General features: G+C 47.7%; 22 protein-coding genes. 2 read left to right on the top strand and 20 right to left on the bottom strand.

From position 1 onward, the window contains the following. Window positions 1–19: 19 nt before the first annotated feature. The 3 genes from ACFOUO_RS00005 to ACFOUO_RS00015 form a co-directional block, all read right to left on the bottom strand. Window positions 20–196, bottom strand: a complete 177-nt coding sequence (locus ACFOUO_RS00005; protein ID WP_380700903.1) for a hypothetical protein — start codon at window positions 194–196, stop codon at window positions 20–22. Between the two features lie 199 nt (window positions 197–395). Further along, window positions 396–533, bottom strand: coding sequence for a hypothetical protein (locus ACFOUO_RS00010; RefSeq protein ID WP_380700905.1), 138 nt, complete (start codon window positions 531–533; stop codon window positions 396–398). Further along, window positions 520–1,854, bottom strand: a complete 1,335-nt coding sequence (locus ACFOUO_RS00015) for a helix-turn-helix domain-containing protein (RefSeq protein WP_380700907.1) — start codon at window positions 1,852–1,854, stop codon at window positions 520–522. Before ACFOUO_RS00015 ends, ACFOUO_RS00010 begins: the two co-directional genes overlap by 14 nt. 315 nt (window positions 1,855–2,169) lie before the next feature. On the opposite strand from ACFOUO_RS00015, the gene ACFOUO_RS00020 reads away from it, so the two are divergent. After that, window positions 2,170–2,871 (top strand): hypothetical protein, encoded by a 702-nt coding sequence (locus ACFOUO_RS00020; protein ID WP_380700909.1) that lies wholly within the window; start codon window positions 2,170–2,172, stop codon window positions 2,869–2,871. 344 nt (window positions 2,872–3,215) lie between these two features. After that, window positions 3,216–4,295, top strand: coding sequence for a DNA sulfur modification protein DndB (locus ACFOUO_RS00025; RefSeq protein WP_380700911.1), 1,080 nt, complete (start codon window positions 3,216–3,218; stop codon window positions 4,293–4,295). 85 nt (window positions 4,296–4,380) lie between these two features. Here the strand turns inward: ACFOUO_RS00025 and ACFOUO_RS00030 are convergent, their stop codons facing one another. From ACFOUO_RS00030 to ACFOUO_RS00110, 17 genes are read right to left on the bottom strand one after another with little or no spacing between them, the layout of a single operon-like run. Next, window positions 4,381–5,274, bottom strand: a complete 894-nt coding sequence (locus tag ACFOUO_RS00030) for an N-acetylmuramoyl-L-alanine amidase (protein WP_380700913.1) — start codon at window positions 5,272–5,274, stop codon at window positions 4,381–4,383. Continuing rightward, on the bottom strand, window positions 5,271–5,513 hold the full coding sequence (locus ACFOUO_RS00035) for a hypothetical protein (protein WP_380700915.1): 243 nt from the start codon (window positions 5,511–5,513) through the stop codon (window positions 5,271–5,273). The genes ACFOUO_RS00030 and ACFOUO_RS00035 overlap by 4 nt, the downstream gene beginning before the upstream one ends. Before the next feature lie 6 nt (window positions 5,514–5,519). Further along, the gene (locus tag ACFOUO_RS00040; protein WP_380700916.1) at window positions 5,520–5,813 is read right to left on the bottom strand and encodes a hypothetical protein; all 294 of its coding nucleotides are present in this window, start codon (window positions 5,811–5,813) and stop codon (window positions 5,520–5,522) included. 4 nt (window positions 5,814–5,817) lie between these two features. Continuing rightward, window positions 5,818–6,078: a hypothetical protein gene (locus ACFOUO_RS00045; protein ID WP_380700918.1), complete on the bottom strand. Its 261-nt coding sequence runs from the start codon at window positions 6,076–6,078 to the stop codon at window positions 5,818–5,820. Continuing rightward, the gene (locus tag ACFOUO_RS00050) at window positions 6,035–6,202 is read right to left on the bottom strand and encodes a hypothetical protein (RefSeq protein ID WP_380700920.1); all 168 of its coding nucleotides are present in this window, start codon (window positions 6,200–6,202) and stop codon (window positions 6,035–6,037) included. The genes ACFOUO_RS00045 and ACFOUO_RS00050 overlap by 44 nt, the downstream gene beginning before the upstream one ends. Before the next feature lie 11 nt (window positions 6,203–6,213). Continuing rightward, window positions 6,214–8,571 carry a phage tail spike protein gene (locus ACFOUO_RS00055; RefSeq protein WP_380700922.1) on the bottom strand — a complete coding sequence of 786 codons (2,358 nt, stop codon included), beginning with the start codon at window positions 8,569–8,571 and terminating at the stop codon, window positions 6,214–6,216. Beyond that, the gene (locus ACFOUO_RS00060; RefSeq protein ID WP_380700924.1) at window positions 8,568–11,024 is read right to left on the bottom strand and encodes a distal tail protein Dit; all 2,457 of its coding nucleotides are present in this window, start codon (window positions 11,022–11,024) and stop codon (window positions 8,568–8,570) included. Before ACFOUO_RS00060 ends, ACFOUO_RS00055 begins: the two co-directional genes overlap by 4 nt. Further along, complete coding sequence (locus tag ACFOUO_RS00065; protein WP_380700926.1) at window positions 11,024–13,522, bottom strand: phage tail tape measure protein; 2,499 nt, start codon at window positions 13,520–13,522, stop codon at window positions 11,024–11,026. Before ACFOUO_RS00065 ends, ACFOUO_RS00060 begins: the two co-directional genes overlap by 1 nt. Next, window positions 13,515–14,153 (bottom strand): Gp15 family bacteriophage protein, encoded by a 639-nt coding sequence (locus tag ACFOUO_RS00070; RefSeq protein ID WP_380700928.1) that lies wholly within the window; start codon window positions 14,151–14,153, stop codon window positions 13,515–13,517. The genes ACFOUO_RS00065 and ACFOUO_RS00070 overlap by 8 nt, the downstream gene beginning before the upstream one ends. A gap of 10 nt (window positions 14,154–14,163) precedes the next feature. Beyond that, the gene (locus ACFOUO_RS00075; RefSeq protein WP_380700930.1) at window positions 14,164–14,550 is read right to left on the bottom strand and encodes a hypothetical protein; all 387 of its coding nucleotides are present in this window, start codon (window positions 14,548–14,550) and stop codon (window positions 14,164–14,166) included. Between the two features lie 54 nt (window positions 14,551–14,604). Further along, window positions 14,605–15,300: a phage tail tube protein gene (locus tag ACFOUO_RS00080; RefSeq protein ID WP_380700932.1), complete on the bottom strand. Its 696-nt coding sequence runs from the start codon at window positions 15,298–15,300 to the stop codon at window positions 14,605–14,607. 1 nt (window position 15,301) lies between these two features. Further along, window positions 15,302–15,700: a hypothetical protein gene (locus ACFOUO_RS00085; protein ID WP_380700934.1), complete on the bottom strand. Its 399-nt coding sequence runs from the start codon at window positions 15,698–15,700 to the stop codon at window positions 15,302–15,304. Between the two features lie 6 nt (window positions 15,701–15,706). Next, window positions 15,707–16,060, bottom strand: a complete 354-nt coding sequence (locus tag ACFOUO_RS00090; protein WP_380700935.1) for a minor capsid protein — start codon at window positions 16,058–16,060, stop codon at window positions 15,707–15,709. Continuing rightward, complete coding sequence (locus tag ACFOUO_RS00095) at window positions 16,057–16,398, bottom strand: putative minor capsid protein (protein WP_380700937.1); 342 nt, start codon at window positions 16,396–16,398, stop codon at window positions 16,057–16,059. Before ACFOUO_RS00095 ends, ACFOUO_RS00090 begins: the two co-directional genes overlap by 4 nt. Beyond that, entirely contained in the window at window positions 16,388–16,801 is a 414-nt protein-coding gene (locus ACFOUO_RS00100) for a hypothetical protein (RefSeq protein WP_380700939.1), read from the bottom strand. Before ACFOUO_RS00100 ends, ACFOUO_RS00095 begins: the two co-directional genes overlap by 11 nt. Before the next feature lie 13 nt (window positions 16,802–16,814). Continuing rightward, window positions 16,815–17,045, bottom strand: a complete 231-nt coding sequence (locus ACFOUO_RS00105; RefSeq protein ID WP_380700941.1) for a hypothetical protein — start codon at window positions 17,043–17,045, stop codon at window positions 16,815–16,817. A gap of 50 nt (window positions 17,046–17,095) precedes the next feature. Then, the gene (locus tag ACFOUO_RS00110; RefSeq protein ID WP_380700943.1) at window positions 17,096–17,992 is read right to left on the bottom strand and encodes a capsid protein; all 897 of its coding nucleotides are present in this window, start codon (window positions 17,990–17,992) and stop codon (window positions 17,096–17,098) included. Window positions 17,993–18,007 lie beyond the last annotated feature (15 nt).

Raw genomic sequence — 18,007 nt, forward strand, 5'->3', positions numbered from 1 at the left:
ACAAGGGTAACAATAGCCCTTAACTTCTTATATGTATCCCGCCCTGAATTTTGGCCTTGGCCCACTCGTATTCACCCTTGGTGATCTCGCCTTTGTCTAATAGGTGTAGCAAAACCAGGCGGATATTTTTGGATACACCTGCTTTACCTATTTTCAGCATTGCCTGTAACTCCTGGTTAAGAAAGAAGGATTCCATATGTTCCCCCCTGGTGTGATTTTCTACGAACAAACGTTCTCTTTCTCTCTATTATATTATTCGTATCAAGCCGCGTTTTTGTGTCCACTTTTTATCCCTAATAAGAAGAGATATCTACAGACAAGGGGAAACGACTGGACGGGTTAACCCCTAAAAAAAAACCAGCCCCACCCTTTATGAGTGGGGCTAGTTTCATTCATCAACCGCTTGTCGGTTCATCATGGAATACCGCTTTGACAACATGTTGGGGAGCCGAAGCCACCACATCGTAACAAAGCCCAACTGCCAAAACACAAGACAAGGATAGGACAAGAAGCATTTTTTTACTCAGTCTCATCAAAAAAGTCCCCCTCCTCTTTCCCAAGCCGGTTAATCTGCTCCTGTACTTGATACATATTGTACATATACTTGTGAAATTCCTTCTCATCAACATTGTGCCAGCACTTTGCTAAACTGAACAGGGCTTTGTACTCCTTCTCTTTGTTGCTAAAGTTTCGAGCGATATCCCATGCCCGCTCGTAAAACCCGATAGCTTCGTTTTTCTTTTTATTATCAAAGTGAAGATCACCCATCACAAATAATGCCTCCATGAGCCTGGGGGCATCATTATGCTTGTCCCCATTTTGAACAGCTTTTTCGGCATTGGCCAAGGCATCCTCTACTTTTCCCTGCTCTTTGTACAACCGGGATAGCTGGATATAAATAGTCGTTAACTGTCTGCCTGTAATGTGATCCTTACAAGACAATGCAACATCGAAATAGTGCTTTGCCTTTTCGAAATCTTTGATTTTTGCGTAAACACTTCCCGACACAGTTGACAATGTAGCGATGGATGAAAAGTGTTGGTTCCTCCGAGCAATATCCAAACCTTCAATAGCGTACCGTAAAGAGTCCTCATAAAGCTGCAACCGCCCAAGTAACTCAGATCGTAACCAATAGAAGGTTAAGAAAACGTTGATGTTGTCGATCTTATCAAATGAAGGCCAGATATCCTCAACAATTTTCATGCTCTCAGCCACTCGACCCAACCGCTCTAAATAGATGGCTTTATTAGCATGCAGGGCAAACCAAATGTATTGATGATCCCCGTCACTGACAAATGCATCAATTCCACTATCCGTAAACGATATGGCCCTCTCCATATCGTTGTATGCGTAAGTGCAAAGGCTCAATTCAGCAAAGCAGGCTGCTTCAATATTGCTCTTATCTGCCTTTGTACTTGCAACCTGTATTCCCTTATATAGGGAACGTTCTGCCTTTTCAATTTTTTGTTTCCTACGAAAACACATTCCTTTCAGATAATGAATGACAGCAGAATAAGGATCTTTGTCCTCGACATCGATTTGCTCGAGCATAGACAGTGCTTCGTCTAGTTGTCCGATTTCCATTTTCAATTGCACCAACTGAATCAAGAACTCCATGTCCTTTAAGCGTTTTTTCTCCTCCATCAATAATTCAGGAACTTGATCGACATCAATCCCCAATTTGTTCAGGAGATAAATCGCTTTCTTCGGGTTTACAGTCGGTACACCCCGTTCTAGATTACTAATGGTTGCTGGAGAAATATTATCGTCAGCCAAGTCCTCTAGCCTTAGCCCCCGTTCCTTGCGAACCTTACGGATCACTGATCCCATCTCATTAATACCCAGTGTCGCCATGATTACACCGCCCTTCAAACAAATGAATTTCCCCTAGTATTTTATAACACCACCCGGAAAATGGGAATAGCCGAGATGGTATATTCAAGATTGTTTTCCCCCTTTTTCTACTTGAATATTGGTATTTTTTTAAGTGATACCATTGTATTTTTTCAATTATATAAGTCGAGATAAAAACACCGTTTTTATCGCTTAATCACAGGTCGAAAACTGTCGAATATTGTCTTATTTTTAAAAACACAGTCGAATTGTTATGTGCTACCATTATTGACGGAACAGATTAAAGTTCCTAATAATCTAAATGAGGTGGTAAGTATGGGAAAAAATGCGGGCTCGGTGACTAGTTGGGGTTCCAAAGTGAAAAGGATTTTTGTTACAATGTTTACAGGTGTTCTCACTTTTGCACTGATGTCCTCAGGGGTACACGCCCAAACTAATCAAGATCCATATGGACTAGTGGGAAATGAAAAAGAAACACGAGAGGCTTTACTTGAATCGGGGGTTGATGAAGCGGATCTGGACAAGCTGATCGCCAAATTAAAGCGAGGTGAAGAATTGGACTCTATGAAAAGTAACAAAGCTATTGATGTTGAGTTGGGAGAAGGCAAGACAAGTAAGGTGACTAAGTTTCCTGATGGTTCAGCCATTAAGCTGGCCAAAGAACCGGAGGTTAGCGGGATTAACCCCCTTGGGTGCTGGTCAGGGTACTGCCAGTACACCGAGAAGGTATATGTGTACTCCTATCCTTCCAACGGGTCATACTACGCAAAATACACCACAGTAAAAGGCGGCTATGATGAGATCAATTCAGTATGGGGCGGAAGTACCCGGTCTATCGGGGGGAGTACCGAGAATAAAGTTGGCCCAAAAATTTCTATAAAGAAAGAGTCTTCGTCAAGATGGGCCAGGGCTTACATGAGTTGGGATTGGGTCGCTTACAGTGGTGTATATTCAAAAAATTATACCCTGAGATTTTTCGTTGGGAAGAACACCTGTAAGGAAAGTCTAGTCCAGTAAAAGGGGAGATTAGTCTTGGACCAAGCTATCGCCGGGGTAGTTGCAACAGTTACTGTTGCGAAGGATATAGTTGAGCTTGTTGTTTGGATTTTGGCCGTTATCGTTCTCACAAAATGGATCAAGAAATTAAACAGAGAAGAGAGATCCAAGACCAATCACATAAATTAAAAGAAAAAAGCCGGGCAGGGGAGCAACCCCTAGCCCGGCTTTTCTCATTCGATCCGATCTAGTTATTCACTCGACCATCTTTCCTTTTTTCAATTTCCATCATTTGGACCATTGAGATGTAGAGATTTCTTCCCCTATAATCATTTCGGATTTTAAGGATCAAACGGAGGGAAACAATGGACTACGAAGCGATAACTTTAAATGCCACACAAGCACATCAGTTCGGAAAAGTAAGCTACGCCTCTTGTATTCGTTTTGGTGCCTTGAAACGGTTCTTAGAAGCATTCAAAGAGGTTCAACGTAATGAGGATCCAGACCAATCCAAGTCTATCTGCAAATACATACTAAACAGCTTGTTTGATGGTGAGTTTGCTGTAATCCCCCCCATTATAGCCACTTACCGCGGTCAACTAGAATTTGATAAGACAAAGGGACAGATTAACTTTGACATTCAGTCCAAACTGAGTATCAACGATGGCCAACATCGTGTATCGGGAATCAAAATGGCCATTAAAAAATTAAGGGAAGATGTTGAGAAAGCAACAGGGGAGAAAAAAACTTACCTAGAAAAAAAGCTGGATGAGTTGGAAAACATGAGGGTGCAGATTTGTATTCAAACAAATTTGTCAATCGAAGAAGAACAAAAGCTTTTCCATGACATCAATATATTAGGGAAGAGGCCATCAAAATCTACCGCACTCAAATTCAAGAAAGAAGACCTATACACCGCTTTAGCAATGGATCTTGCTCAGGAAAACAAGTACCTCAACACATATGGTGTAAACTTTGATACCCATATTCTTAAAACCAACGAGTACTTTACCACCCTTAATGTATTGCGTGATTCGATTTGTTACATCATAACGGGATCATGTAACGGTACCAAGGAAACACTGACTGAGGAAAACTACGAAAGCTGGAAATCCACCATTGATGAAGTTTTCAATGAACTTTTTCTGGCCCTTCCGGGGGACTGTAAAAGCCGGGATAAATATATTATCGCTCTAGCAACTCCTTTTAGATCTATTGGACGCTATCTCCATTATTTGTTGAACCATAATGAGATTTCGGACTGGAAATCTTACGTAAAAGGGCTGAGAAATATTGATTGGCGGCATTCTTCCTTCTGGAACGCTCGGGGCGGCATTTACGATATAACTCGAGATCGGGTCACCTTTCTTACCAACACAAAAGGTGTGTTTCAAACACTGGTCAAATATAATCAGCCAGAAAAACCTAAAACAGCCGTAGAGTAGACTGCCCACGAAACAGATCCCAATCTGAGTTGTAAAAATCAGATTGATATGTATAAAAAGCCGGGGATTCCCCGGCTTCGCCGTATTACTCAATTGGTAACAAAAAAGCATCAAACCCTTTATCCTTTAGCTTTTTCACTTGGGCTTCTGCGTTATCTCGGTCAGCAAACGACCCGGCCACAACCCGGTATTTTACCGCCTTCTTTGAGGCGGTTTTTTTCTTCTCTTTCTCCTTCGTCGTCTTCTTCATAAGCCGTTTCCAAGTTACCGGACCTGGGAACCCATCTGCGTCAGATCCGCTCCATCCTTGGGCTTTTTGGAAGTCGCGGACATTCTCAAGGGTGTATTTCGTGAAAGTAGGCCCCGGTTCATAACGGCTTCCAGTGTAGTGTTTAACAAATCCATGAGCAATAAGCCGCTTATCCAATGTGACAACGGCGGGATGCTTCTTCCCGACCTGGAAGGCACTCCGGCCGGGGAAAGACTTACCGTCCCATTTACCCTCTTTGGCTCCTTTCACCATTTGTATAAACTGGCTCCAATGTTTGAGAGTGCGGTGGGGACAATTCTTTCCGCTCCAATGCCTATGAGGAACCACCCGACTAATCGGGATGTCAAGCTCATCGCATAAACGGCGTACCAATTTTGCTGCATTGGCTTCTGCTTTTGCGAAATCTCCGTCCTTATTCTCACAGATTTCTATCCCAATGCTGGACATATTTCCAGGGCCTCGGCCATCACCAGCGTGCCAGCCTACCTCGTTCGTCGGCAGGTGCTGTACCCATCCTTTATCGTCGACAGTGAAGTGCCAGGACGCTTGGCGGGGGTTCCCGTATGCTAGTAGTCGTGCGTGGGCTGCGGCATTCGCTCCCTTTGCAGTGTTACCCGTGTTGTGAACCGTGATATACCGGGGTTTCATCTTATATCCTGGACGGGTCTTTTTGTGACTTGTTGGAATGTATCGCTTACCAATATTCATTTTCCATCTCCCCTTACAAGGTTCTTCGGCCCACTGTATAGCCCCACTGCCGACAAACCCAAGACGATCCCTGACAAAATCCCTTGAGCTAAATCATGCGAAACATAAAAGACCCCTGCCGCTATCCCAAGCGCAAGGGCCAGTAAAGGAACAAACCTTTTCGGCAATCCACTCCGTTTTATCAATTCCACCAACCCGGTAATCACGGCAATCAACACTGCATCATCAAATCCAATCATTTTTTATCATCCTCCTTGTGTAAAATGAAAAAGAGCCTTCAGCCCAAGCAGGGCGATGGCTCCCCATAACCACCATTGTCTAGTTTCCAGTGTTTTGGCCCTGTCCTTCAGGGATTCCGTCTCCTTCTCCATATCCTTTGCTAACTCCAGTGCCTTTCGGCTGCGCTCATCAGCTTGATAGGCAGTAATTAAACCCTTTTCCATGTTCTCTAACCTAGCTTCAATCCTTTGTTGACCCCTCGCTACGTCTTGGATAAGAGAAAACATCTCCTTTGACGTGATCGTCACTCCTTCCCCCAAATTATCACCCCCCTTCGCGGGTCTCTGTTTGCTTATGGTCTATTTCGGCAGAGGTTAATTCTCTTTCATCCTGATCCCTGAAATACTGTTCAATAGTCATTTTCTTTTGCCGCTGAATCTCCGTTAGAATATCCTTGGTCAACAACTCCAAGATGCCCAATCTTAGTCCGCTCTTCTCCATTACTTGGAGTAGCTGATATTTGGTTTCATCAATAATCAAATCAATTGGCTTTGATTTTTGCGGCGTTTTTTCCGTCATACTCATCATAAGACACCCCCGTTATTCTGATTGGTTCCGGTTTGATATTCGGTGGATTAGGCGGTCTGTATTCTGTTCCGTCTTCCAAAATGATAACGGCCTGTTTCGTCGGGTCTGGTTGTTCTGCCACGTTCACCCCTCCTAACTCAAACTAACAGGGCGGAAGGTTCCACTTGAATCTTTCACTTTTAGAGATGCCCCGGAGCCTGAGCTTTCCAATGTCATAACCAAATTGCTACCACTCCCGTCCCATACGCGCCAATGGAATCGGCCTGTACTGCCAATGTACATATACGTATAGGGATCGCACCCAAACCGGATAGCACTGTTTGTGTCTGTTGAATTGGGTGACCAATCAAGACGAGCCCCGTCCGGCCCTAAAAAGGCGGTATCATCTCTGCCCTGAATCCTAAATACTTGCTCCCATGAATCCATCGCCAAATTTTTATAGATAGTGAAATTGGCTGATTCGGAGGTTAATTCACCATCCCCTATAATCATTTCGATGTCACCCACGCGCTTATTGGAGTTTTTAATCCCACTCATTAGGCGAATCCGTGGCCCATTCGCTGAACCATTTTCTTCATCCAACCGCCTCCGCGAATCGATAATAATTAAGTCGGAAAAGGTTTCTGCGCTTGGTTTCGATGGCCCATAGATGCCTGTTGAATAGGCATGGTAATCGAAAATGAGATTGGAGGTTAGTTTTCTTACTCCACCTTCGGAAGCCTTGTTATGTCCAATCGTTACAAAGTCTTTTTCCGTAGCAATCGCTATCCCTCGGTTCGATTGGTCGCCCGGTTCGTCGTCGGAACGTGCATACCATGCAAGAGAAATAGATCCCGTATAGCTGTAATCCGGGTTGGGGGTGTATAGGCCGTTATCGTAAAAGGCGACAATATAGCCGCCCGCCACGACAGATAGACTGTCATCGTAGTAGGAATAAAACGCCCCGTTCCAAATCCGTGCAAGCCGGGAATTTTCCCCGCTATATGTCTCCACGTTCACCAAATCGGCGTTTAGGGTTCCCGTTCGAATCTCATCCGCCGTAATTCCGTTTCCATTTGCGAAGAAACGAAAGCGCGGTTCATCGTTGACATCGTCCCACTCATTAGATATGGCAATCATACCGCCCTTGATTTGGACGACGGAATCCGGCTTTTCTTCAATGGGGCGATTCGTCCACATCCGCCCTAATAACGGCGTGGCATACTCAAAGCCAAGGGTTGAGCGAAACTGATCTTGCAGGTTGAGCATGGTTTGATCTAACAGGCTGACCGAATCACCCACACCCACCTTTTTCTTTATTTCTTGGTCGATGTTACGGATAACTTGGCTAAATTCTTGGTAGTAGTTGCCGCATGTCACTTCTGTTTTTGTCGGATCGTTTAGGCAGCGTTTCAACCGGATAACCCTTGCTTGGACTTCAACAGGCGGATCAAAATGATCGTCAATGATAACCACGGTGTCCCCCAAATTGGAAAACTCGTGGCTGTATTCCTCCCCGATCAACGACAAATCCGCCACCTTAAACCCGAAGGTAACGCGAGGGTTTTTGACTTTCTGGAGATATTCCCAACCCAATTGGATCAATTCGTTTGGGTCATTGATATCTTCCCAAACAGGAAACCCGCTCGACCAACCGGGAACACCGTCTTTTGGCCGTCCCCATCGTTGGCGGGCTTCTTCATCTCCAATCCATTCTTGGCCTAATGGCTTATCTGCAGGGTCTCCGTTGGCCTTGCTCCATCCCACATCTGCGATAGTGGTACGCCGTCCGAATCCCCCGCTTCCCGTTTCCTCTCCTCTCCCCCGTGGGTAGACGCGGGTTTTTAACTCGTCAATGGATACCGTCCGTTGAGAGGAAACGATATCCTTTCCCCATTCAAAGCGCTTCCCCCGGTTGGTTCCGCGGTGATCGAATAGGTCAACGAAACGGCCCGTGATCTCCCCGGTCGTCTCGTTAAACGTCACCCGGAAACGGTATTCGCCTCCAAAATTCTCTTGGAGGGATGCTAGGGCTTTAATTGTATTTTCATAGTATCCATTCATCCCCGCTATCTTCGTCACCGTAACCGTTCCTGCTCTCCAGCGTGATCCGTTCAGTACCCGTTCTAATGCGTTACGAGCGGTGGTGCTGAATGGTCGAACATCTATAACCGCCTCGTCATTTAATTCCGATATCCCTTGATCCTCACAGTAAGCCTCTTTGTAAAGCGTCCCCTCCTCGTCGTGGTATTCATCCAATGAGACAATTTCAAACAGTCGATAAGCGCCCGTTCGATCCTCGATCATGGCAAGGTTTCCCTCGATGACGTGGGCGGAATCGGGGCGGTCTGCCGGGACGGAGAAGGTCAAAGAATGTGTTCCGTTGATCTCTTCATCCTCCCACCCGTCATAATAGATTCCGGCCCTCTCATCTACTATTTCATTTTCGCCCTTCGTCAGGGTTGTCCGTAACCGCTCATCAATCCCGAAAATCCAAATCATAGCCATCATAGCCATTTATCCACCCACTCTATATAAACCTCAGATGTTCCACTAGGTTGGAAATCAAAGTTGTTTTCCCCCGGCTCTAAAACGATCCAACGACTATTTAGGGAAAGGGATTCCATAATCAAGACCCCGTTTTTCCTTACCTTCGCAAGTGAGCAATCTATTTCCACCATATCCCCCGTAACAAAGGAATGGTTTAGATAGATTTGCTTCCCCGTCTCTACGTGAATCACTTGGAAATAGTCGATATTTTTCCCTATGGTTGCACGAAAAAGAGGGGCGGTCGGCTCCCCTCCTTCGTTGTTTACTGTGGTATTGGTCAATTGGCTTACCGTCCAACTGATAGACATGAGGCGGGGCGTTGTGTCCAAACTATCTTGGTTTAGGGTTGCCCGCACAACTACCGTTACCCCAGTAGAATCGCTCGGCATGTTGGGAATAGGTTGATTTTTCGTTGCCTGCTGCCATGTCGCCCCGCCGTCTACGCTCGTTTCTACAATCACTGTCCCCGGCCCAGTCTCATTCCATGTGATAGATGAACTCCCTATGGTGCCAAGGGAGGAAATATCCTCACCCGGTGCGGTTCTTGTGCCGCTGGGCTTGTAAGCCGTGGAGAAATCATATGTGGCTTGATTAACTATGGGCGTTTCGTCGCTGGTTGTAGCTAGATCAAACCGATATTGAAAAACAGCGCTACTCAAATCCTCCCCAACCACTCCGGGGATTTCCCCGCCGTTCTGCACCTCTTCCCATGCGCTAAAGTTGGTTCCGTCAAGCGCCACGCGGGTAAAGGCTCTAACGCTGGTTCCCTCAGGCGTTTCATCTTCCCAAGAAAAGACGGCTTCCGCCGCCGTCCCTACCTGCTGAACGCTTGTTATATTCGGGGAAACCCTGTTCCCGCTTGATACGTAAGCCGAGGTAATTTGCACATCCACGAAATCAACCTCCGCCCCAAAACCCGGATCAAGGGATTCCAAGGTGACGCGGTGTTCCAGCAATGAACTAGCTCCCCATGTTGACCCCGAGGTTAAAGCACTGTTTGCCGTGTCCCCTGACTGCCGCTCCTCCCATGCTGACCATGTTCCGCCGCTGTCCGTGCTTACGCGGGTTTCCACAATAACCGTGTTATTCATTGGATCAAGGGTTGCTGTTCTTTTCTCGAAATCAAACGTAATAACGGAATCCCGGAGTGTTCCCAAGGCGCTGAGGTCAATTTGATGGATACAATACCCCGTCCATAACGTTTCGCTTGGAGCCCCCATATCGTTGTTATTGGCGACATAGATGGCATCAAATTCAATTTCCCCTGACTGAGAATCACCAAAATACCATCCATAACGTTCAGATAGGGAGGTGGGGTCTGGGTCGTCAGATGCAATAGGGGTTGTATTGCCAAACTCGTACAGATTGGCTTGAGATGTACCGAACACTACACGGAACCATTTCCATTTGTCGTTAGTATTCGGCAAGAAAATATCATAACGATTGATTCCATTGGAGCAATACACCCGAACCCCGCTGTTATCCGTCCGCGCCAAAAAATCCATGGTTAACGGCCACGTTACGGAGGTTTGCCGCCGTAAACTGTCCGTGTGATCCGTCCCCACTTCAGACCGCAAACGCGTATAACCGCTAAATTGGGTGACTGGGTTTCCGCTAAACGATGGACCCGCAACTAACCACCCGGTGGTGGTATAACTGTCCATCCCATCTCGAAAAGTGTACTTGGGCAGGTTACTCAAAACGAGGTTATTTTTTAACCCCTTAGTATTGGATATATCAACGGCGTTATTCCATTCGGCGGTAGTCGTTACTTTGTTTTGAACGTCTTGCCCTGATTTGGCTAGTTGAAGGGTATCCCCGACCCTCTCAACGTCTGTTAATGTCCCAACATCCCATGACGTTGAAATCACGCCGTTGTAGTCGGTTCCCGATTGTTCTAGCTCAAGGTAGCCGTTTCCGTCTTCGACCTCTCCTGCGTTCACATCCACCAGCATTCCCGTTTCAAAATCGTTCTTGTCGGTGTCGGTACTCCCCATACTCAACCCTGCAATTTGTTGGGTATGGGAAGCCCCTGCCGCTCGCGGATCGGGCGCTAGAAATGTAATCGTCGCTTTGCCGTATGTCGCTAACTCTTCAATGTCCGATTTGTCATAGAAAACCGCTTGATAGGTCAATTGGTCTTCATCATCAAAAACAAGCGGCTCGGGTTTGTCGGATCGAAGCCACTTTGAGATGTCCCGCACTTTTGCCCGCAACGCTCCCTTTGAGTCGGCGGCAATCAATACAGGGATGGTAAACGTCAACATCCCCATATTCTGCCCCATCATCAAGCCACCCGGAACGGAAGGGAGGTCAATGGTTTCGATATCAATGGGTGCGGTGATAGATCGGGTGTAACTCTGCTCTACTTTGAAATAGTTGCTGCTATGTTCGCCCTTGAAGGTAAAAGCCATTAAGTAAACACCCCCCTTGTAATCCCCCGGTTTGTGCGCCTGATGTGGGTTTCAAGTTGACGGGCAAGAGCGTCGATATCTTCCCGGCTCCTCATGTTTACAGGCCCGGTAAAGTTGATATTGATGCTGGTATTGGCCCCCTGCATCTGCGGGGCGGCAACGGCTCCTTGTACCCCCGCCGTCATCCCCTGGATGCTGGCGTTGACGTGTCTTTGCTCCTTGTCGATCCCTCTTACATACCCTTCGCCCGTCCATTTCCCATATTGCTCGAAAACCTTGGACGGTGAAGAGATTCTAAGGGCGCTCTTAAACTTGTTCTTGATGCTGTTGGCTAGGTTGCTCGCCTTCCTTGCAAGAACACCCGCCATGGACGAAATCCCGTTAATTAGCCCCCGGATGATATCCCGCCCAATCTGCCGGAGGTTGATATTTTGGAGATAACTTTTCGCCCGGTTCCACCCGCTATGAACAGCGCTCCTCACGCTGTTCATCCTGTCGCGAATTGCCCGCCTCATGCTCTCAAACTTGGAACGGGCATAGGAAAGCATCGCCGCCCCTGCATCCCGCGCAAGTGATTTAATCTTTGACCACGCGGCCCCAAGGTTTGTTCTAATGTTGCTCATTTGCCTAGATATGGCCCGCCTCATCCCATTAAAATCGCCCGTTACTAAGGCTTTCAGGAAGGCAAGGGCATTTTTAAACGTGCTTTTGATAAACGCCCATACGCTGGATAGAATTGATCTCACACGGTTCATTACGGCGCTTATCCTGCCTCGCATGGCGTTGAAGTCTCCGCCTACCAGTCCAACCAGCCATTTTAAAGCGGCGTTGAAAATCGCTCTGATCCCTTGCCAAGCGATTCTCAAGCCCTCTTTGATGTTCCCGAAAATGGCTATTGCGTGTTGTCGCATCCCCTCGAAATCGCCCGTGAGAATGTCCATCAGGAGAAGCAACGCGCCTATGAAAATATTCTTGATAACCTGCCATATGCCGGAGAAGAATAGAGCCATACCCTGCCAAATGGCAATTATAGAGGTTTTCGCGAGTTGGTATTTTTGTATCAACCAATTAATGAGCGACCCTGCAACGGCTAAAAATATCCCCCGGATAGATGCCCATACAGTGGCAAAGAACTGGCTAATAGACGACCATATTTCAACCGCTTTCGCCCTCACCACGTCCCAATTCATCCATAGGGCAACTCCGATGGCAATGATGGCAGCTATCGCGGCAACGACACCCGCTATGATTCCGATTAACGGTAACAGCCCGATTCCCAACGCCGCTGCCGCTCCGCTTAATGCCGTGAAAATCGTGGCCACACTCCCGATGACAATTAAAAGCGGCCCAGCGGCGGCAGCTACGGCGGCAAGGGCGGCGACAATCATTAGGATTGTTGGATTGGTGTTCGATATGGTTGAGGCAAGGTCTCGTAAAAACTGAACGCCGGAACGGATCGCGGGTTCTAACTGTTCATAGAACGCAAGTGCCACGCCTTCCAGGGCGGACAAAAAGGATTTCATATCGCCGCCCGCGTTGTCAGCCATGGTTTGAGCCATCTCCTTCGCCGCTCCGTTGCTTTTTTTCAATGATCCCGTAAACTGGTTAAGACCGCCCGAACCTTCTTTCATCATCGCTAACAGCGCTGGCCCTGCTTCCACGCCGACTAGCTTCATAGCGCTAGATGTATCCAGCCCCGCGCTCTCCAACGTCTTCAAGATGTCCGCTAGGCTCTTCGTTTGCGGGTTTACGTCTGCCGCCGATAGCCCCAACTCTTTCAGAGCGTCCGCCGTTTGCCCAGTGGGGCTAATCAGACTAGAGATGATCCCCCGTAAAGCTGTCCCGGCCTTCTCCCCCTGAATCCCGGCGTTAGACATGATCCCGATAGCGGCGGATGTCTCCTCGATTGACCAACCAGCAGACGCAGCCACGGGCGCAACGTAGCTCATGGCGTTCCCTAATTGCTCAATATTGGTGTTGGCGCTGGATGCAGTTTTAGCCATAACATCCGTTACCCGGCCCATGTCTTTCGCTTTTAATCCAAACCCGGTCAGGATGTTGGATGAAATGTCAGCCGCCCGCGCAAGGTCAAGGTTTCCGGCTGTGGCAAGGTCTAAAACGTTGGGAAGGGTCTTCATGATTTGGGTCGTATCAAACCCAGCCATACCCAAAAAGCCCATGGCGTCCGCCGCTTCACTCGCGGAAAACTTGGTCGTTTTCCCCATGTCCTTCGCTAAATCTTCCATCCTTTGAAGCTCTTTCCCCGTGGCTCCCGTGACGGCGGCAACCTGACTCATCGACGAATCAAATTTCATCCCGGTTGCAACGGCGGCGGCTCCGGCGGCGATGATGGGAAGAGTCACCCCAGCGGTCATCCCTTGTCCTATGCTGGTTAGTTTTTGCCCTGTACTCTCCATAGACCGCCGCAAACCGTTAAAACCCTGCTCCGCCTTCTTGCCGTTGAATATAGCATCAATGACCACCCTACCATCAGCCATCTTTCCCACCACCTTTCCCCTTCGGGCGTAATGCCACCGCTAGTGCTTCAAATGCTTGTTCGTTGTGCTTGATAAGCCGCTCCCGCTCGGTCTCTCCGTTCTCCGGCAACCTGTAGACCCTTTTTAACTCCCGAATCTGCTTGATTTCATCAAGGTTATATTTCGTTCGCTTCGGGACTTCCATCATGCGGATATGAACCACTTGTTTAAATTTGCTGTCGTCGCTAAGGTTCGAAAGTAGCGTTAAAAACTTTTTCCAATGGAGTTTTCCGTGTTGCTCAAACAAATCAATCCCATAATCATAAAGAAAAGACGCGAATATATATTCAGCGTCATGGACGAAATCAAGAACCTTTTCTTTTGTCGGTTCGTCGTCTTCTTGCTCCCGATTGATAAACCGGGTAAAGATCGTTTCTATTAGCCTCCCTTTTTCCTCTGGCGGCATATCCGCTATGTCCTCATGATTGTCAATCAACATTTCTCCAAGGATGTCTATTTTTTCTTCATCGGTGAAATCCGGGTCGCTTATTAATTCATGCGCCCTTAGAACCACATCGAAGAATAGGCGCAACCGTAGAACCTTTCCCCTATACTCCAAAACATCGTCATCGAACCGATCCGTTAGCCGCATTCACCCCACCCTATTTCCGGGTGTATTTCTTTTTCTTTTGCGTCTTCTCAACCCCCAACTTATCCCCAATGAAGGAGTAAACGGCTTCAAGCACCTTTCCCACGTTGAACATAGAGCGCCCGCAATCCTCATAGATCATGTCAAAGGAACCCGACCCAAACAGTAAATCCACCGTGTCTTTAACTGACTGGGTATATTTTTCCTCGGCGGCTTTCTGTTCTTTTTCGCTCATCTTTTCAACATCCATTTTTAGGGCCTCATCATAGTCATTGATAAACTTGTTAGATGCAGCATGATACTGTTTTAGCTTATCGTCGCTGTAGTCCAGTTTATAAACCTTACCACCAATTTCAAATTCCTGTATTGGTGCAGCCATGTCGATTTTAATCCTAGACATACTCAAACCCCCTTAAATAAAGATTCCCCCACCCATGTAGGCAGGGGATTAAAATTAAGCGGTCGTCGTTGCGCTGATGGAGTTGCTTTTAGGCGATTCGGCCCCATTGGCATTAACGGCGGTAACTTCGTAGGTGTAAGTGGTGGAGGCGGTCAAGCCGGAGTCCGTGTAGGAATTGGTATTACTGGAACCAACCTGTGTGCCGCCCCGGTAAATGTTATATGAGTTCGCCCCATCAACGACATTCCAGCTAAGATCAATCGACGTTGCCGTTTCATTTGAGGCCGTCAACCCCGTGGGTGTGGCGATAGGGGAATAGGTCGGTTCTCCGTTGAAATGGACTTCCACCGTTACCTCCCCTTTGGAGTTTGCATCCCCGGTCGGGCCGTTGATAACGGCCAACGTAACAGGCCCTTCAAAAATTTCCCCGCTCGGTTGTTCCCATTTAAAAGTGGTGTTCCGCTTGGTTCCAATAGTCGCCATCTTGCTAAAAATCCAATCTTGTGCCGGGTCGCCGTAAAGTCGATCCCCGGTAAATTCAAGCGTCAATTGTCCGCCCATAACGGTCGTTGTTGCAAACCCATTCCCGTCCAAATAGGCGGTTTGGTCGTTTTCCTCGTTCATTTGCGGATCAACTGACTTAAACCCTGCCGCCATGCGGACATAGGTTTCCCCGCCTGCTCCAGCCTCGGGTGTCGTGTTGATATAAAAATTGTGTTTAGACTCAACCAGAAATCCGGTTTCCGCCATGCTATCCACTCCCTTTTAAATAAAGATCCGCTTCGAATAAGGCGGTAAATATCCCACCGTAGCTGTCCCGTTCAACGAAATTCGCGGGCGTTATCAAGTTGCAGGTAACAAATTGGTAGGAGTCGTCCGCGCTCGGAATCGCCCCGTTCCTCAGCAGATCAAGCGCTAGCGCAACATCCTCGCAGGTTTGATATGCTAAGCGCTCGTTCTTGTGCCGCGTCAGGAGTTGAAACGCATAGACGAAATGCCGCCCATCGCCCATATCCTTCTCCGGCTGTATCCCCGGCGTCTGGCGGATACAAATATCATTGTCATCAATGAGCATCCCAACGGAAAGCGGCGTTTTGTATAGGGTGAAATTGGTCTCGATGTACGTTTTCAGTTGGTCAAAAAAGTCCATCGCCCGTCACCCTTTCGCGTTCCGTCTGGTCGTCTGCTTCAACACCTTTACCCACCCGGCTAGGTGTGCGGATTTGGCCCGGTTGAACCACAAACCCCCGGCGTTAGGATTTTTGTCCCTCGAAAACTTATATTGCGGGTTGTAGAAGAGGCGGCGGGCATATGGGGTATTCCATATGATTTTTCCGCTTCCGATCTGCGTTGCCCGGATCGAAGAAGCGATTAATTCCCCCGTATCCTCCGGGGCATAAAAGTTGGAATCCTTCAAGACCTGTGCATCCAGTTCCTTTTGCCCTTCTTCCGCCACCCGCGCTAACTTCTTTTCGATGTCTCTGGGGTCAAACCTTACTTTGAATTTCATCTTAGCCCCACCTCGTAATGATGGAGAGAAGCATCATCATACATAGGAGATACTCGAACGATTTCATAAGCCTGTCCCTCCCATGTCACTCGTCCCCTCTCCTCCATCGCAATAAAGGGGGAAGAATGAACAGCATCCAAATACAAAACAAAACGAACATCAATGTTATCCTTGATGCTCGTTCGGGCAACAAATTCCCCCACTGTGGGCGTAGACACTCGCACATTAGAGATGGTGATAGGATCGGCGGGTTCCGTGTTCCATCCCCCATCGACCACGGGCGCTTGATATTGCACCCTATGGAGTAGGAGATGGCGGGGAATTGGTTTAGCCCCCATGGACATGCACCCCTTGATATAGGAGGCCTGTAGGCGCTAAAAAGGATAGGGCGCATGGGCTTACCCGCTGAATGTCCCGGTTTCCCTCTGCTCCCCCTGAACCGCTACCGGAATAGCTGAATGACCCAACGGTGACGCTTTGCAAATTATCCGTTCCGGCGTTTATATCCGCGTCCCCGCCCTGAACCACATAAAATTCCACTTGTGCAGCAGTCGCCTTCTTAACCAAATCTTGCATCACTATGGGCAGCGTGGAAAAATCCTCTTTGTACATTTTGAAACCCGTCACTTGATCGACGGTATCACTTGCCCGCTTGATGTATCTGGACAAGTCGGCAGGATCAGGAGGCATTGCGCCTCTATAATCGTTCTCGTAGTAATCCGGGGTGATGTATTCCGTCATGCTTCACCCCTCCTTATTTGTCCGCCTTCTTTTTCGCCTTTTTCGTCTCCGCTAACTCTTCCTTCAACCGCTCGATTTCATCAAGCGCCTTGTTTAACTCGGAAATGGGAACGGATCGGCCCCCGGTTGCCCGTTTGACCACCTTCCCCTTGTCGTTGATTTGGTCGTATCCCTGTTGCAAATAGCTAGGTACCGAGCTATCGGAAACAGTTAAAACGCGGTTAGCCTTTTTCACCTTTGGCATGGTATCCCTCCTTAATCAAAATAAAAAGAGAGAGCATCAAACTCCCTCTATTAAGCAACTACTGTGGTATTAAACTGGATTCCCGCTGCTTTTTGCTCAATAGCGAAAAGATCCCAGTAAAGCCGCTCATAGTACAACCATTTGCCCCCCGTGGTGGCACTCGGTTGATCCATACTTACAAACTCGTATCGTTGCGGCGTAATGACGGTCAATGGATGGACAGCAATCATATTAATTTGATCGGCTCCCGTAGCAGGTACGGCCCCATCGGTAAAATTGTAAGCTGTTTTCATACGACTTGAGGGGACTCTAACAATAGTCACATCATCCAGTGAACGGGTATTCCGGTTGATGGATTGCGTGTTTTGATCTACGCGAATATGACGTTCAATTTCCTGCGCCCTCTTCAATACTTTATAAACCGCCGGGGTGACATAAAGATAACGGCCCTCCTCGGGGACTTCCGCCTCGTCCATAGCTTCCATGAAGTTATCAAAAACCCCCAATACATTAGTTGCGTCCAAGGCCGTATTATCAGCAGTTCCGCCGAAGGTGGTAAACTCGCTGTACAGTTTGGAGGCTGCATATTTGTCCAGCTCGGGGATTTTATGTTCATCATTGAAAACCCGCGTGATGTTGGCGACGGATGAAGCCATGTTTGTTTCGTCGACGTCCATCGGATCAACAAGGGTTCTAAATTCCCGATCATGCGCCAACGTTTTCGCGGCCCAACTGTTATCAACTCGCCGCGTAGCGGTTCCCAAACTATCACGGTCTACGTCAACAAATCCGCCCGTGGTAATCGTCGGGATTTGCACGGTTTTAGCGTTGCTCCAACGAATGTTTGCGTTATTGGGTGTAGAATACAAAGCGTTGAATTTCAGCGCATCGGAAAACTTTTGCTGCAATGCTTGTTGATACTGCTCGGCATAATTCAATACCGCCATAGGTTAACACTCCCT

The organism is Salinithrix halophila (genome assembly GCF_042650125.1).
Classification (GTDB): domain Bacteria; phylum Bacillota; class Bacilli; order Thermoactinomycetales; family DSM-45169; genus Salinithrix; species Salinithrix halophila.

Bases quoted from the DNA above. Each gene is read 5' to 3' on its own strand.
- ACFOUO_RS00070 (WP_380700928.1), bottom strand. From the start codon at position 14,153: ATGCGGCTAACGGATCGGTTCGATGACGATGTTTTGGAGTATAGGGGA.
- ACFOUO_RS00085 (WP_380700934.1), bottom strand. From the start codon at position 15,700: ATGGACTTTTTTGACCAACTGAAAACGTACATCGAGACCAATTTCACC.
- ACFOUO_RS00015 (WP_380700907.1), bottom strand. From the start codon at position 1,854: ATGGCGACACTGGGTATTAATGAGATGGGATCAGTGATCCGTAAGGTT.
- ACFOUO_RS00065 (WP_380700926.1), bottom strand. From the start codon at position 13,522: ATGGCTGATGGTAGGGTGGTCATTGATGCTATATTCAACGGCAAGAAG.
- ACFOUO_RS00060 (WP_380700924.1), bottom strand. From the start codon at position 11,024: ATGGCTTTTACCTTCAAGGGCGAACATAGCAGCAACTATTTCAAAGTA.
- ACFOUO_RS00035 (WP_380700915.1), bottom strand. From the start codon at position 5,513: ATGATTGGATTTGATGATGCAGTGTTGATTGCCGTGATTACCGGGTTG.
- ACFOUO_RS00010 (WP_380700905.1), bottom strand. From the start codon at position 533: ATGAGACTGAGTAAAAAAATGCTTCTTGTCCTATCCTTGTCTTGTGTT.
- ACFOUO_RS00020 (WP_380700909.1), top strand. From the start codon at position 2,170: ATGGGAAAAAATGCGGGCTCGGTGACTAGTTGGGGTTCCAAAGTGAAA.
- ACFOUO_RS00090 (WP_380700935.1), bottom strand. From the start codon at position 16,060: ATGAAATTCAAAGTAAGGTTTGACCCCAGAGACATCGAAAAGAAGTTA.
- ACFOUO_RS00075 (WP_380700930.1), bottom strand. From the start codon at position 14,550: ATGTCTAGGATTAAAATCGACATGGCTGCACCAATACAGGAATTTGAA.
- ACFOUO_RS00005 (WP_380700903.1), bottom strand. From the start codon at position 196: ATGGAATCCTTCTTTCTTAACCAGGAGTTACAGGCAATGCTGAAAATA.
- ACFOUO_RS00080 (WP_380700932.1), bottom strand. From the start codon at position 15,300: ATGGCGGAAACCGGATTTCTGGTTGAGTCTAAACACAATTTTTATATC.
- ACFOUO_RS00030 (WP_380700913.1), bottom strand. From the start codon at position 5,274: ATGAATATTGGTAAGCGATACATTCCAACAAGTCACAAAAAGACCCGT.
- ACFOUO_RS00055 (WP_380700922.1), bottom strand. From the start codon at position 8,571: ATGATGGCTATGATTTGGATTTTCGGGATTGATGAGCGGTTACGGACA.
- ACFOUO_RS00105 (WP_380700941.1), bottom strand. From the start codon at position 17,045: ATGCCAAAGGTGAAAAAGGCTAACCGCGTTTTAACTGTTTCCGATAGC.
- ACFOUO_RS00110 (WP_380700943.1), bottom strand. From the start codon at position 17,992: ATGGCGGTATTGAATTATGCCGAGCAGTATCAACAAGCATTGCAGCAA.
- ACFOUO_RS00100 (WP_380700939.1), bottom strand. From the start codon at position 16,801: ATGACGGAATACATCACCCCGGATTACTACGAGAACGATTATAGAGGC.
- ACFOUO_RS00095 (WP_380700937.1), bottom strand. From the start codon at position 16,398: ATGGGGGCTAAACCAATTCCCCGCCATCTCCTACTCCATAGGGTGCAA.
- ACFOUO_RS00025 (WP_380700911.1), top strand. From the start codon at position 3,216: ATGGACTACGAAGCGATAACTTTAAATGCCACACAAGCACATCAGTTC.
- ACFOUO_RS00045 (WP_380700918.1), bottom strand. From the start codon at position 6,078: ATGAGTATGACGGAAAAAACGCCGCAAAAATCAAAGCCAATTGATTTG.